The 15731-nt window shown below is 65.5% G+C and carries 12 protein-coding genes; all 12 read left to right on the top strand.

The window, feature by feature from the left end; genetic code table 11:
* Positions 1-9 precede the first annotated feature (9 nt).
* The gene (locus tag J0W34_RS07740) at positions 10-282 is read left to right on the top strand and encodes a hypothetical protein (protein WP_230971259.1); all 273 of its coding nucleotides are present in this window, start codon (positions 10-12) and stop codon (positions 280-282) included.
* 2 nt (positions 283-284) lie between these two features.
* Positions 285-1565, top strand: coding sequence for a glycosyltransferase family 4 protein (locus J0W34_RS07735; protein ID WP_230971258.1), 1281 nt, complete (start codon positions 285-287; stop codon positions 1563-1565).
* Positions 1562-2725 (top strand): FkbM family methyltransferase, encoded by a 1164-nt coding sequence (locus J0W34_RS07730; RefSeq protein ID WP_230971257.1) that lies wholly within the window; start codon positions 1562-1564, stop codon positions 2723-2725. Before J0W34_RS07735 ends, J0W34_RS07730 begins: the two co-directional genes overlap by 4 nt.
* Before the next feature lie 18 nt (positions 2726-2743).
* Positions 2744-9421: a glycosyltransferase gene (locus tag J0W34_RS07725; protein ID WP_230971256.1), complete on the top strand. Its 6678-nt coding sequence runs from the start codon at positions 2744-2746 to the stop codon at positions 9419-9421.
* Between the two features lie 279 nt (positions 9422-9700).
* Entirely contained in the window at positions 9701-10489 is a 789-nt protein-coding gene (locus J0W34_RS07720) for a flagellin N-terminal helical domain-containing protein (protein ID WP_227816940.1), read from the top strand.
* Positions 10490-10594: 105 nt separating this feature from the next.
* A complete protein-coding gene (locus tag J0W34_RS07715; protein WP_227816939.1) occupies positions 10595-11386 on the top strand; it encodes a flagellin N-terminal helical domain-containing protein in 792 nt (263 codons plus the stop codon).
* 92 nt (positions 11387-11478) lie between these two features.
* Positions 11479-11931 (top strand): flagellar protein FlaG, encoded by a 453-nt coding sequence (locus tag J0W34_RS07710; RefSeq protein WP_227816938.1) that lies wholly within the window; start codon positions 11479-11481, stop codon positions 11929-11931.
* A 10-nt stretch (positions 11932-11941) separates the two neighbouring features.
* A complete protein-coding gene (gene fliD, locus J0W34_RS07705; protein WP_230971255.1) occupies positions 11942-13291 on the top strand; it encodes a flagellar filament capping protein FliD in 1350 nt (449 codons plus the stop codon).
* 48 nt (positions 13292-13339) lie between these two features.
* Positions 13340-13747 (top strand): flagellar export chaperone FliS, encoded by a 408-nt coding sequence (gene fliS / locus J0W34_RS07700; protein WP_227816936.1) that lies wholly within the window; start codon positions 13340-13342, stop codon positions 13745-13747.
* A 2-nt stretch (positions 13748-13749) separates the two neighbouring features.
* Positions 13750-14067: a hypothetical protein gene (locus tag J0W34_RS07695; protein WP_230971254.1), complete on the top strand. Its 318-nt coding sequence runs from the start codon at positions 13750-13752 to the stop codon at positions 14065-14067.
* Between the two features lie 90 nt (positions 14068-14157).
* The gene (fliK, locus tag J0W34_RS07690) at positions 14158-15423 is read left to right on the top strand and encodes a flagellar hook-length control protein FliK (RefSeq protein WP_230971253.1); all 1266 of its coding nucleotides are present in this window, start codon (positions 14158-14160) and stop codon (positions 15421-15423) included.
* Entirely contained in the window at positions 15404-15700 is a 297-nt protein-coding gene (locus J0W34_RS07685; RefSeq protein WP_227816933.1) for an EscU/YscU/HrcU family type III secretion system export apparatus switch protein, read from the top strand. The genes fliK and J0W34_RS07685 overlap by 20 nt, the downstream gene beginning before the upstream one ends.
* The last annotated feature ends 31 nt before the right edge of the window (positions 15701-15731 follow it).

Raw genomic sequence — 15731 nt, 5'->3', positions numbered from 1 at the left:
GAGAGCCTCATGCGCACGGAACGACTGCTGTTCATCATCCCGCCCGACTTCAGCGTTGACGATGACGTGGGCGCGTGCCGTGGCAACACCCTCCCGCCCTTCACCATACCCTGCGGCATCCTGTCCATGGACGCCGGCGACCCGGCCGGTGTGATGGCATCGCGCACCCGTTTCGAATCGCTGATCGAAGACGACCCGTGGTGGCGCGATCATGCGCAGCACTTCGGCCTGCTCGGGGCGAAAGCCCACACAGGCCGAACGATGCCGCAATCGGCCGCCTGAGCATGCGCCTGCTTCACGTAACCGCACATCTGGGCGGCGGCGTCGGCAAGGTGCTCTCGCGTCTGGTCGAGGCGTCCTCGCGGCGCGCAGACGGCATCGAGCACACCATCGCCTGCCTCGCCATGCCGGAAAAGACGCTCTTCGTCGATCACGCCCGTGCCCACGGCGCCCGCGTGGTGTGTGCCCCAGACGCACGTTCACTGGACACCCTGGTGCGCGAAGCCGATGTGGTTCAGCTCGAATGGTGGCACCACCCGCTCGTCGCGCGCTGGATGGGCGCCACAGCGCACCCGCCCATGCGTCTGGTGGTCTGGAGCCATGTGTCAGGGCTTGGTCTGCCGACCTTCCCATCGCGGTTTCTGACGCTCCCCCACCGCTTCCTGTTCAGTTCCACCTGCTCGCTCGACGCCCCGGCGGTCCGTCAGCTATCGGACGAAGCGAGGGCCCGGCTGGGGGTGGTCTTCAGCTCGGGGGGCTTCGACGACCTGCCCGAAGCCCCACGGCGAGGTGACGATACCCCGCTTCGCACGGGCTATGTCGGCACCCTCAATTTCGCCAAGCTGCACCCCGACCTGATGGATTTTGTCGCCGCGGTGCGCATCCCGGACTTTCGTCTCGCCCTGGTGGGCGACCCGACCACCGCCGACGCGCTGCATACCGAAGCCCGGGCGCGCGGGCTGACGTCGCGACTCGATGTGCGCGGCTTTACCCATGACATCGCGGGCACCTTGTCGCACTTCGATGTCCTCGCCTATCTGCTCAACCCGCAGCACTACGGCACCGCCGAGAACGCCCTGCTCGAAGCCATGGCCATGGGCGTCGTGCCGGTGGTGCTGGACAACCCGGCCGAGCGGCAACTGGTGGAGCACGAACGCACCGGACTGATCGTGCGCACCCCGAGCGAATTTGCCGACGCCATGGACAGACTGGCCACCACCCCCGGCCTGCGCGCGACGCTCTCGGCACAGGCCGCAGCCCATGTGCGCAAACGCTTCGACATCACCGTCACCGCCGACGCCCTGCACGCCCATTACGCCGCCGTGCTCGACGAAGACAAACGCAGCTTCGATTTTCGGTCGGTCTTCGGCACAACGCCTGCGCAGTGGTTCATGGCCTGCCAGCGCCCCGACATCTGGACGCCCGACGCGCTCGGGTGCGCCGGCGCGGGCAGCGCGCACGCCCAACTCGAAGCCACCAAAGGCTCGGTCTTTCATTACCGGGATCACTTCCCGGAGGATGCCCAACTGGCCGGCTGGGCACGCCAGGCGGAGCACGCCCGATGAGCGCCGGGACACGCACCGACCGCGACAGCGCAGCCCAATGGCTGGCGCGTCTGTGCGCCACCCCGCCCGCGACGCCACCAACGCTGCCCGGAGAAGCCCTGGTGCTCTACGGCGCAGGCAAACTCGGTCATCTCGCCGCCGAGCTGTTCAACACGCTCGGCCGCGCCCTCGCCTTCTGCATCGATCGACAGCCACCGCCCTCGGGCTGCCTGAAGACCGGCCTGCCCGTCAGGCATCCGGATGAGGTTCCAATGGACGAACGGGCACGCCGGCCCGTTGCCGTGTGCGTGGTCACCAGCCCCTACGAGCCGATTCGCGACGCCCTTGCGAAAGCGGGTTGGACCCACATCGTGCCGGTCTATGACCTGCTCCAGGCAGGGGGGCCAGACGGCGTCATGAACAACGGATGGTTTTCCGGAGTGCTGACTCCTGAGGACCAACACGGCATCGCGCGCGTGCTCGACGGCTGGCACGACGACTTCTCCCGTGCAGCACACCTGCAGAGTCTGGCGTGGCGCGTGCAGCGCGCCGAATGGTCGTTCGGACACGCCCCCGTCACGATCGACGACCGCTATTTCATTCCTGACATCCTGGACGCGTTGCAGCCCGGCGAGACACTCATCGACGGCGGCGCCTGGCATGGCGAGTTTCTCGACAACTGGCTCCAGCGCGGCGTCCCATCTTTCACCCGCGCCACCGCCATCGAGCCGGACCCGCAAAACCACCGCGCCCTGAGCGCATGGCGCGATGCCCTGGCGCCGGACGACCGTGAGCGCATCCGTCTTGTCGCATGCGCCCTGAGCGATACCGATGGGCAAGCCGCCTTCTGCGCCGGCGCCGGCATGGCGTCACGCCTCAAGAGCACCGGCAGCCAACAGGTCGGCACCTGCCGGATCGACTCGCTCGCACTCTCGCCCACCTTCATCAAGCTGCATCTGGAAGGGCACGAGCTTCCCGCGCTCAAAGGCGCTGTCGACACCTTGCACCGATGCCGCCCCGTGCTGGCCCTGACCACCTACCACAACCGCGATGGCCTGTGGCGCACCCCCGCCTGGCTGATGGACACCTTGCCGGACTACCGCTTTTTCATGCGCATGCATGGCTGGTGCGGCACCGGCGCTGTCGTGTATGGCATTCCGGCCGAGCGGATGCGCCGCTGAACAATCGAAGAGCGACCGATGACACCCAAGACGCCCCAGACCTCGAATCCCGCCTCCTCACCCGCCCAGGTTGGCGTGATTGTGCCGGCATACAACTACGGCCACTTCCTTGAAACGTGCCTCGGCTCGCTGGCGGCCCAACGCTTCGGCGACTTCACGGCCCTGATCATCGATAACGCCTCGTCCGACAACACCCGGGAAATCGCGCAGGCGTGGGTCGCGCGCGATGCGCGCTTCCGCTACGTGCGCAACGACACCAACATCGGCCTTTCCGGCAGCCTCTTCAAGGCCTACGACCTGCTGGACAACCCCTTGATGATGATGCTCTCCGCAGACGACGCACTCGGCCCGGGCTTTCTCGAGGCCACCGCAGGCGCACTCAACCGTCACCCCGAATGCGTCTTCGCCTACACCCGCTGGCAGGGGCTTGTTGAAGGCCAGAGCGACGCGCCGCCGCCCCAGCCCTACATCCCCCACACGGATAGCGGCGTCTTCGACGAGTCCGAAGTGCTCCTCTCGCACAACTGGATCACCAACTCGATTTGCCTGTGGCGGCGCGAGGTATGCGATGTCACCGGCCGGCTCGACAGCGAAGGCCTCCGGTATGTGGGCGACTGGCATCTGTACCACCGCCTGCTGTCCGAAGGCCCCGCCTACTTCGTCAATGATGTCCACGGCTTCTACCGCCTGCATGGCGACGCCGAGTCGGAGCGCCTGACAAGCGAGAACCGCGCCGGTGTCGACCACATGCGCTTCTACGATCTGCTGTTCAACAGCGAACGCTGGTCGATGAAAATGCGTTGTCTGGCCAAGGCGCACCAGATCCGCTGGATGACCGGCGAACCCTTGATGACCATCGTCGAGCGCCTCGGCGGTGAGCACGCTCACCCCATCGTTCAGCAGATGATGGCCCAGGTCCGCAACGAAGTGATCGTGGGCGCCGCGCGCGCCGTGCTCGAATACACCCCGATTCCCAACGCGCTGGATACGCCCGGAAGCGCATTTGCAGCCCTGAGCAGGGTGCTTGAGTCAGCCCCCCGCCACCCGGGCGCACTCGCCCTGCTGGCCGAGCACAATGGCTCGTTCGACACCTTCACCATCGGACACGAGGTGGAGGCCAGCATCGCCCACGCCCGGGCGAGCACCATATGCGCTAGCGCCGGGGAAACGCCTCAGATCACCGTTCTGGTCGATGCACGCAACGGCGGCCCGCTGCGACGCACCCTGCGCAGCCTCAAGCGTCAGAGTCTGATGCCCGTCCACGTGTGCGTCATCGATGGCCCCGCCGGTCTGGTGGAATCCAGCCACGAGCAGATCAGTGCAAACACCCTCGCGCCCTGGCTCGGTGCCCGGGCCGGCATGCCGGGCTGGACGCTCGGGCTCGTGGCCGGTGACACGCTCGAAGACGATGCGCTGGTCCGTCTGCTGAACGGCGGGCGCAACGATGGCGCGATTGGGCTGGTCTATGCAGACCACGACGAACTCGGCCCGGACGGCTGTGCCCGGCATCCGAAATTCAAGCCTGAACCCAACGCCGAGTTGCTGCGCAGCACCCCCTTCATCGGTCGCGCCGTGCTACTGCGAAACGAACTGCTTGCCGAGGGCCTGGCGCCCCTCGACTTGGTCTCGAGCCACCGAATCGCCCTGAGCCTGCTCGCCCGCCGCGGGGCAGACGCCTTGGGTCATGTGCCAGACGTGCTCATGCATCTGGATGCGGGCACGGCGATTGATCGCCCCGCCAACGCAGAACAGGCCGAAGCGTTGAGCATGGCGGTTCATTCGCTGGCCGAAGCGAGCATGCCGGGCGTCTATGTGCTCGACGGCCCTGCGGCGGGGCAGTTCGGCTGGCTCCCGCCGCTGGACAGCACACCGCTGGTCTCCATCATCATTCCCACCCGCGACCAGCTCGACTTCCTGACCCGCTGCCTGGACACCTTGCTGACCGAGACCCGCTACCCGGCCTTCGAGGTCATCGTGGTGGACAACGACAGTCAGACCCCCGCGGCACAGCGTTATCTGGCCCAGGTCGCTGAACGTGGCGACCCGACACTGCGGGTGATCCGCCATGGCGGCCCGTTCAATTTCTCCGCCATGAACAACCACGCCGCCGCCGAGGCCAGGGGCGACTATCTGGTGCTGTTGAACAACGACACCGAGATCGTCGACCCCATGTGGCTCACGACCATGATGCGCCATGCGATCCGGGACGACGTCGGCGTGGTCGGCCCCCTGCTGCTCTTTCCGGACGGGCGCGTCCAGCATGCCGGCGTGATCATCGGTCTGAGAGGGCCTGCCGAACATCCGTTCGTGCTCACCGATCCGGATGACCCCGGCTACATGGGACGCAAACACGTGCAGCAGGACATGAGCGCCGTCACCGGCGCCTGCCTGCTCACGCGCAAATCGCTTTATCAGTCCCTCGGCGGCCTCGACGAGACCCGTTTTGCCGTCAGCTACAACGACATCGACTACTGCCTGAAAGTGCGCGAGGCCGGCTACCGTGTCGTCTGGTCACCGCTCGCGCGTCTCATCCATGTGAGCAGCGTGAGTCAGAAGGCCGAAATCAACGACGCCAATCTGGCGGCCAAGGCCAAGCGCTTTCGCGGCGAGCAGCTGGCCTTCCATCAGCGCTGGGGCAGCTGGGTCGCCAACGATCCGGCCTACAACCCCAATCTCGATGTCCGCGCCGATGGGTACCGTCCCGCCGACGACCCGTTGCTGCGCACTCACCCGATGGATGAGCTGGGCGGCGCGAAGATCGTGGCGGTCTCGAACGGGGGGCAGGACACGCTGCGCGCCCATGTCATCGAACCGCTCAGTGCGCTGTTGGCCACCGGCCTGGGTCACGGTGGCGTGTGGACCGCGCCCCTGGACACGCACGTCGCACTACGCCTGCGCGCCGACTGCCTCCTGCTGCAGTTGCCCACCAACGACGCGGAGCTGACGGCCCGCCAGGCCATCACTTCACTGCCCGATGTGAGCACCTGTGTGGATGGCGATGACCTGCTGTCGGTCATGGTCATGGGGGGCGCCAGGGACACCGACCCCGGCCAGTTCTTTGCACCGGTCATGCAGGCATTCATCGCCGGCACCGACCGCATGCTGGTCACCAACGAGCGGCTGGCTCAGGCATTCGCACCCTTGCAGAACAACATCTGCGTCCACGCGCCGCGGCTGAATCCGGGCCTGTGGAGCGAATCCATCACGCCCGTCAGCGCCGAACCGGGGTCGCGCCCGCGACTCGCCTGGTGGGCACTGCCGTGGACCGACGACACGCTGCTCACGCGCCTGGTCCCCCACTTTGCCGGTCGGGTGGACTTCGTCTGCCTGGGCATGGCCCCGGCCGAGCTGTCCGGCCATGTGACATCGCTCCTGCCGCCCGACGAGCTCGATCTGCCGCGCTGGCTCGCCCGCCAGTCCTGGGATATTTCGCTGCACCCGGTTCGCGACGGTCTCTTTGCGCGGCTGGGCAGCGATATCCAGGTGACTCGCCTGGCATGGCTTGGCCGCCCACTGCTCACCTCGCAGCAACCGGCCTGCGATCTTGGCCTGCCGACCACGGCCCTGCCCAATACGCTCGATGCCTGGATCAGCGCAATCGAAACCCTGCTGGACGATCCGGCACGCCGTCATGCCGAAGGCAACGCGCTGCGCAGTGCGGTCCTGACACAGAGCGGCTGCATCGAAGACTACGCACAGCATTGGCGATCGGTGTTCGTACCGGCGACGGATCAAGCCGCCCCGGCGCCACTGACGGCCGAGCCCGAGACCGTACGCCGGGCGCTTGCCTCGGTACTCGCCCCCTTGCTGGACGTTCCCCCCGTGCCGGTGCCGGCAGGGGCGCAGCAAAGCACCGCGGCGCCAGCACCCACACAGACGCCCCCCATCGCCAAGGCAAGCCCGGCCCAGCCCCAGGAGGCCGACGACAAGGACGAAGCCTTGGCCGCTGCGCGACGCGCGGTGATCGAAGCAGGCACCGCCGACGCGGCCTCTCGCCTGCTCGATGACGACTACGCCGACCTCCTGGCACGGCGCGCGCCCATGGACGCGGACATGCAGTTCATCGAAGCGCGGGTCGCCACCTGGGCGTCCACACCACACATCCAGGTGCTGACCGAGGCACGCCCGAGCGAATTCGAACTGCTCGCCAAGACGCTCGACAGCCTGGCCAACCAGCCCTATGGCCTGTGGCACCTTTCGGTCGTCTCAAGCGCACCCTGCCCCGATCCGGCCATCGCCGAGTTGCCCAATATCGACTGGATGGTGAGCAGCGACGCCAAACCCTGTTTCGACAGCCTCGTCGATGCCGCAGCGGCCCAGATCGTGGTCTACGTGCCCCCCGGCACCGTCCTCGACCCGCTGTGCCTGTGGCGCGTGGCCGACGCGTTCGAACATCAGCCCGGGTGGTTTGCGCTGTACACCGACGACGACGTGATGCGTGAGGACGACCGACGTGTCGAACCGCGATTCAAGCCGGATTTCAACCTCGACCTGCTGCGCAGCAGTGACTACATCGGTCCCCTCTGGATACGGACGTCGATCTGGGCATCCATGGGCGGCTTCAGCGCGCTGAGCGGTGCGCGGTTCTACGACCTCACCCTGCGCGCAGTGGACGCCGCCGGAGCCGACGCCATCGGGCATGTCGCCGACCCCCTGCTCAGTCTCCCGGTGTCCCCCTGCGTGCTGATTGCCGACGATCAGGGCGCGCAGGTGCTGGGCGCCCACCTGGAGCGCAACGGACTGCCCCACGCGATCCGCCCGGGGCCCCTGCATGGCTCATGGTGTGTGGACTACCAGCACGCGCAGCGCCCGGCGGTCGACATCATCATTCCCTACCGCGACCGGCTCGAATTCATGGAGCCGCTGGTCGACAGCCTGTTCGAACGGACCCACTGGCCGGATTTCCGCCTGATTCTGGTGGATGCGGACACCCAGGACGCGGATTGTGCCCGCTGGCTGGCCGACGTTTGCACCCGCCACGGGGCACGGATCAAGCATGTGCGTCTCGAAGGTCCGTGGAATCTGTCGCGCCTGTTCAACGCCGGCGCGGCGCAGGCCGATGCGCCGTACCTGGTCTTCCTGCAGCACGACACCCAGATCATCTCGACGCACTGGCTCGACACCCTCATGGCCGTGGCTCAACGCCCGGACGTGGCGGCGGTCGCACCCCGCCAGGCAAAGCCCGGCAAGGACGAACTCACCATGGCCGGCAGCATCTTCGGCCTCGAACCGGGCATCGCATCGCCCGAATCGGACGCGGTGTCGCTCAACTATCCGGGTTATCTTGGCCGACTGCAGCTGGTGCAGAACTTCAATGTGCTGGACAGCGCCTGCCTGCTCACCTCAAAGGCGCGTTTCGACGCCACGGGCGGGTTTGACGAGCACTACGGGCTGCGCGACGCCACCGTCGATCTGAGCGCCAGACTCGGGCGCAACGGTCGCCTGGTGTGGACGCCCAATACCACGATTGCCCATTACGACGTCGGTCTGCCGGCCATCGACACCACCGACGAGCGCGAGTACTTCAATCAGCGCAGCGAGCGCACACTCGGGCTTGCCCGCGAGCGCACGGATCTGCTCGACACCTACCTCCCCGCGCTCGCGCGCGATTCTGCGTGGAACCTCAATCTGCGTCTTGACGGAAGAATCATCACCCCCGACGCCAGCTTCGTCCCGCCCTGGCATGCCGTCCCCACGGATGTGGCCCATGTCGTGGCCGACGTCGTCCAGGGTGCCGGGGAGTTTCGCGCGGTGGCGCCTTTGCGGGCAGCGCGCCAGCAGGGCAAGGCGCAGGCGGCCATCATCGAGCCGCCTTCCCACGATCAGCGTCGCACCTTGAGTGTCATCGAACTGGCGCGGGCCGGCCGCATCGACAGCTTGCTGATTCACAATCCGACCACCAAACAGCAGGTCCCGTCGCTGCGCCAGATACGGACCCACCTGCCCGACCTGCCCATCATCGGGCTGCTCGACGACCTGTGCACGGCCGTCCCGCGCGAAAGCGACATGTTCGAGTTCTGGTCCCGCGAAACCCGCAGCTTCGTCCGTCAATGTCTGTCCATGTGTGATCGGCTGGTCGTGTCCACCGAGCCGCTGGCCGAATTTGCGCGCCACATGATCGACGACATCCGGGTGGTACCGAACCGGGTCGAATGGTCGCGCTGGGGTCATCTGAGCTCGCAACGCCAGACGGGGCCCAAGCCGAGGGTCGGCTGGGCCGGCGCGTTCCAGCACGCTGGCGACCTGGCGATCATCGAGGACGCGGTTCGCCAGACCAGCCAGGAAGTGGACTGGGTGTTCTTCGGCATGTGCCCCCCGTCCCTGCGCCCGTATATCAAGGAGCATCACGGCTGGGTGCCCTACGATGCCTACCCGGAAAAACTCGCCAGCCTGAATCTGGATCTGGCGGTCGCCCCCCTTGAGGCCAACCCCTTCAACGACGCCAAGAGCAATCTCCGGCTTCTCGACTACGGCATTCTGGGATGGCCCGTGGTGTGCTCCGATGTCACGCCATATCGCAGTGCACCCGTGACGCGCGTCACGGACGACACCGCGGCCTGGGTGGACGCCATACGCGCCCATGTGAGCGATCCGGACGCAGCACAGCGTGCTGGAGATGCATTGCGCGAGTGGGTCATCTCCGACTACATACTCGAAGAGCATGTTGATGACTGGCTCTCGCACCACCTGCCCTGAAACCCGCGCCACGTCTTGAAATTGCGACCGCCCACCGGGGCGGTCGCTTGCTTTCGGGCACCGTCGCCCCTTGCGGCAGCCGGGGCACTCACAGTGCTGAAAAGGTGCCATCACGCCTCGGGGCAGTGGAGCCACTTCCCTTTATGGCACAGGGTTTTACGGACTTTCTTGCCGGCAAAAATTGCCTTCAGTTTCACAACTTGCCGCCGTAGGTAGGGGCAAGAGCCACGGAACACACCGTCATCAAGTGCTCTTGCAGTCCTAATCAGGAGAAGAATCATGGCACAAGTCATCAACACAAACGTCTATTCGCTGAATGCACAGCGCAGCCTCAACCGGAACTCCGACACGCTCGCCACGTCGCTGCAGCGTCTGTCCTCCGGCCTGCGCGTCAACAGCGCCCGTGACGACGCAGCCGGCCTGGCAGTTGCCCAGCGCATGGAAGCTGACGCCCGCGGTCTGACGGTTGCGATGCGCAACGCCTCCGACGGCATTTCTTTCGCACAGACCGCTGACGGCGCTCTGTCGACCTCCGCAGACATGCTCCAGCGGATGCGCGAACTGGCAGTCCAGTCATTGAACGGCACGATCTCGGACACCGAGCGCGGCTACCTGAACTCGGAATTCACCGAGCTTCAGAGCGAAATGACCCGCTTGCAGGGCGCGGCAAAACTGAACAACCAGTCCGTGTTCAGTTCCTTCAGCTTCCAGGTGGGTGCCGCCTCCGGCGACACCATCTCCGCGACCTTCACCAGTGTGGCGGCACCGACCGGCAACATCAGCACTTCGACGGCTGCCGGCACGGCAATTTCTGCCATCGACACCGCACTGAACAGCGTGGCCTCCAACCGCGCCACCATCGGTGGTGTGATGGGTCGCCTCGGGTTCTCCATCCAGCAGCTCGAGACGGCACGCGAGAATCAGTACGCTGCACGTAGCCGAATCATGGATGCGGATTTCGCCGCGGAAACGGCAAACCTCACACGGGCACAGATCTTGCAGCAGTCGGGTACAGCCATGGTGGCGCAAGCCAACAGCGTGCCGCAAAACGTCCTGTCCTTGCTGTAAGGGTCTCCCTCGCAGTGGATCGGGCGAACTGAAACCAGCAGGCCGGCGTGACACGAAAATGCAGTCACGCCGGCCTGTCGAAAAGCCCGACCACAGGAGATCGTCATGCCTCAGATCATCAACACCAACATCTATTCACTGAACGCCCAGCGTAACCTCAACCGCAGTCAGGACGGCCTGGCCACCTCACTGCAACGCCTGTCCTCCGGTTTGCGCGTCAATAGCGCCCGGGACGATGCAGCCGGTCTCGCGGTTGCTCAGCGAATGGAAGCCGATGCCCGTGGCCTCACCGTCGCCATGCGCAACGCCTCTGATGGCATTTCCTTCGCCCAGACCGCCGATGGCGCCCTGGGCACTTCCGCCGACATGCTTCAGCGCATGCGCGAACTGGCTGTCCAGTCATTGAACGGCACGATCTCGGATACCGAGCGCGGCTATCTGAACTCGGAATACGCCCAGCTCGATGCCGAACTGACCCGTCTGCAAGGCGCGGCCAAGCTGAACAACACCTCGGTGTTCAGCACCTTCAGCTTCCAGGTCGGCGCCGCCGCAGGCGACTCGATCAACGCAACCTTTGCCAGCACGGCGGCCCCCGGCGGTTCCATTGCGACCTCTGCCGGCGCAGCCACGGCCATCACGGCCATCGATACCGCGCTGAACACGATCGCATCGAACCGCGCCACCATCGGCGGTGTGATGGGACGTCTGACTTTCACCATCCAGCAGCTCGAGACGGCACGCGAAAACCAGTACGCCGCCCGCAGCCGAATCATGGATGCCGATTTTGCCGCGGAAACGGCCAACCTGACCCGCTCCCAGATCCTGCAGCAATCGGGAACTGCAATGGTGGCTCAGGCGAACGCCGTGCCGCAAAACGTACTGTCGCTGCTCGGCTAAGGCCGTGCGGCGGCATCACCGGCAAGTGCTGCCGGCACATTCGACCCGGGGCGGCGAAATTGCCCCCCGGAGCGTTGGGACAGGAGTAAGAGATGGCTATCCAATCGACTTCCATCACCAGCCCGCAGATCGTGAGTTCTGCGGCGCAGGCATCGGGGGCCGCCACCGTGCGGCAGCGCGACGCTGCGATGGCGCCGTCGGAGATCTCGCCCGATGTGGCCGCCCGGGAAGCACGCGCAGAAGCACGCGCCGCCGAAGCTGAAGCGAACGCAGCCGCCGCCGAAGAGTCCAACAAACAGGGGTTCGACCCCGAGAAGCTGAAAGAGGCCCTCGACCGTGCGCAAAGCGCGCTGCCCTCGCAGGCACGAGACATCGCGTTCTCGCTGCACGACGGCAACGATGCGGTTGTGGTGCGCATCATCGATAGCAAGTCCGATGAAGTCATCCGTCAGATTCCATCGGAAGAGTTTCTGAAAATCGCCGATGCACTGAGCGAGCAGATCGAATCCATCCGGGCCGGTCTGCTGTTAGAGCAAAAGGCTTAAGGAGGTCGTCATGGCCACCGGAACCATTTCTTCGCTGGGAATCGGCTCAGGCATCGATTCCAACAGCCTTGTCACACAGCTGATGGCGCTTGAGCGACGTCCGCTGACGCTGCTCAATGCCAAGGAAAGCGCCTTCTCGGCGCAGATCTCGGCCCTGGGAACCATCCGCAGCCGGCTGGCCGATCTGCAGTCTTCCGCCAAGACGCTGGGCGATCCGAACGCACTGGCCGCCTATCAGGCCACGGCCGGCGACGCTGACGTCATGTCTGCCACGGCGGGCACCTTTGCGCGCGAAGGCAGCTACAGCGTCAACGTGCAGCAGCTGGCCGCCGCGCAGAAGTCGTTCTCCTCGCTGTATGGCAGCACCGACACCTTCGGCTCCGGCACCTTGAGTTTCAACATCAACGGCACCACCCAGGATGTCACCATTTCCAGCACCGGCAACTCGCTGCAGGATATTGCCAACGACATCAACGACGCCGACATCGGCGTGCGCGCAACGATCGTCAACGGCGATTCGGGCAGCCGCCTGGTGCTCACCTCGCGCGAGACCGGCACCGACAATGCCTTCACCCTGTCGGTCACCAGTGGCGACGCGAACCTCACCAGCCTGGGCACCTTCGATGGCGCCAACCCGAATGCGGTCGCGGCGGCCAATTCGATCATCCAGGTCGAAGGCGAGACCGTCACCTCGCAAAGCAACCAGATCACCTCGGCGATTCCGAACGTGACCATTTCGGCCAAGGCCCTGGGCACGAGCACACTGGATGTCGCCCGCGACACCTCGGGCATCGCCGATTCGGCCCAAGCCTTTGTCGACGCCTACAACGCCCTCAAGACGGAAATCGGGTCGAAAACGGCCTACAACTCGGAGACGAAGGAAGGCGAGCCCCTCAATGGTGATTCGACCATGCGCACCCTGCTCGGGCGCATGCGCGATGCCATCGGACAGCCGCCGTCCAGCCTCTCGGGAAGCGCCTTCGAATACCTTTATTCGATGGGCATCGAGCTGACGCAGGATGGCACGCTGACCCTGAACAAAAGCAAGCTTGAAGACGCGGTCGCTTCCGACTTCAACGGCGTGGTCGGCGCACTCGGCGCCTATGGCACGGCCTTCGACGACATGGCCAGCGCCTTTACCGACACCGACGGACTGCTCGACAGCCGCGTGACCGGCATCGAATCGTCCATGTCCGGCATCGAAGGCCAGCGCGACCGGATCCAGCGACAGCTCGATCTGACCGAAGCCCGCCTGCGCGCCCAATTCACCGCGCTCGACACCTTGATGGCGAGCCTGACCACGACCAGCACCTACCTCTCACAACAACTGTCCAGCCTGCCTGGCTCGAGTTCGTCCTGACCACAGACGCACCGACTGAACCACTGACGGGGAATCACCGACATGCTCATGAACACCAACAACCCGACTGCGGCCTACCACTCTGCAGGCATTGAGGTGCAGGCGATGGAAGCGACGCCTCATGGCCTCATCACCATGCTGTTCGACGGTGCGCTCCTGGCCATCAAACTCGCCAAGGCCCACATGATGGAAAACAAGACCATCGAAAAGGCCCAGTCGATCAACAAGGCCATCGATATCGTCGGCAGTGGTCTCAGAGCCGCGCTGAACCTGAAGGAAGGCGGCGAACTGGCCAATAACCTGGACGAGCTCTACGAGTATGTGGTCATGCAACTCCTCAAGGCCAACCTCAACAATGACGCAGCACTGCTCGACGAATCCTACGGTTTGCTCGAACAGCTGGCCGACGCCTGGAAGGACGTGGGCACCGATCCGGCAGCCGCCCGGAAGGCATGATCATGAATACGGCATCGATCCGGAGGGACTACGAGGCACTGGCCCAGGTGCTCGACGACATGGCGAAATCCGCCGAACTCAGCGATGCCGACCAACTGGCACAATGCCAGGCACGACACGACGAAATCATGGCGAGAATCCGCGCCCATGACGTTCACCTCGCCGACATCCCCGAGCACGAGCAGCTGGTACAGACCATTCGTCGATCCATCGACACAATCAAACGATTCGCCCCGAAGATCAAGGCGATGCAGGACGAGCTCATCGGCGAAGCGTCCACCACGCGCATGCATCGCAAAGTGGCGCAAAGCTATCGCTGAGTCGGGAGACGTCTCTCAACCGGCCATCGCCGAGCGCCATTCCCGAGCCGGGCGCAAGCCCGCTCCCGACCCAATGACCGAACGAACAGCATGATTCCAGGCGATCTTGCGGCACGGCTCAGACTACTGACCGAAGCCAGTTTCTTCGATACCGATCCTCCGCTGGCCGAGCTCAAGGGCGTGCGGCCGATTCCGGCCGATTTGCCCGATTACCGGCCCGGCGACCGCCTGACCGCCCAGATCCAGAAGGCCTTGCCGGACGGGACGTTCGAAGGCCTCGTCGATGGCAAGACCATCAAACTCGCGCTCCCGCAGAATGCACGCCCCGGCGACACGCTCGAACTCGTGGTCGCGCGCCAGACGCCCCGCGCCGTGCTCGCCCATACGGCGGACACCGCAGGCGCAGCCGCCCAATCGGCGGCCCAGGGGGGCGCCCGCCCCGCCCTGAGCCACACCGGTCAGCTCATCAGCTTTCTGCTCACGGGCCAACCCGCCCCCAAGCCTGCCGCGTTGGCGGGCGGGCAACCCCTGGCCAACGTCAATCAGAACACCCCGCCACAAGCACGTGCGCTGGCCAGTTCGATCAAACAGGCCATCGATGAAAGCGGGCTGTTCTACGAGGCACAACAAGCACGATGGCTGTCGGGAAAAACCGACCTGGCCAGTTTGTTGAGGCAGCCGCAGGGGCAGCAATCACCGTTGTTGCAAGGCCAGGGGCCCCTGCCCCCCGCCGCGCAGCAGCAATCACCGCTCCCCGGTCAATCGGCGGTTGCGCCACAAGGCGATGCCGCCTCGACCAAAGCCGGCACAGCCACCGGCATCGCGCAGGCCCCGAACCCGGTGGGCGCCCCCGCTAGTCGTGGCGCCATCGAATGGATCGCGGCACAGATGGCCGAGGAAGCCGCACAGGCGGCAGGCGGCGCGGACAAATCCGCTCAGGCGCAGGCGGCCGCAGGCGCATCCGCGGCGCGGTCGAGCGCGGCCGAGCGGCTGCTCCCGGTGATGCACCAGCAACTCGACGCGCTGGCCACCCATCACTACGTCTGGCAGGGTCAGGCGTGGCCGGGCCAGGACGTGGAAATCGAGATCGAAGATCCTGACGACGGCCGTGACGACCCGGAAGACAACGCGGCCTGGAGAACCACCCTGCGCCTGACACTGCCGGCCCTAGGCGGCGTCGAAGCCCGGCTCGAACTCGACCGGACGGGCATTCGCGTGCGCATGACGGCCGATGAATCGGCATCGGTGCGCGCTCTGAATCAGGCGCGCGGCGAGCTGGCCAGCGCCCTGGAGGCGGCCAACGTGCCGCTCAAGAACCTGCATGTGAGCCTGCGTGATGGCCGAAGCGACACCTGACACCGCGGACGATCCGCGCGCCGAAGCCGTTGCACTGGCCTATTCGGCCGGCGATGCAGCGCCGCGCGTGGTCGCCAAGGGCAAGGGACTGATTGCCAAGGAAATCATTGCCCGCGCCCGGGAGGCCGGTGTCTATGTTCACGAATCGCCGGAAATGGTGGCGCTGCTCATGCAGGTGGACCTGGACGAACGCATCCCGCCACAGCTCTACATTGCCGTGGCCGAACTGCTCGCCTGGCTGTACAAGACGGAGCGCGGCACACTCGATGAAAAGTGACGCACTTGTCACTGCGACCACGCGATGGATG

Source organism: Nitrogeniibacter aestuarii, from assembly GCF_017309585.1.
GTDB classification, from domain to species: Bacteria; Pseudomonadota; Gammaproteobacteria; order Burkholderiales; family Rhodocyclaceae; genus Nitrogeniibacter; species Nitrogeniibacter aestuarii.
This window is presented reverse-complemented; position numbering and strand designations above follow the sequence as displayed.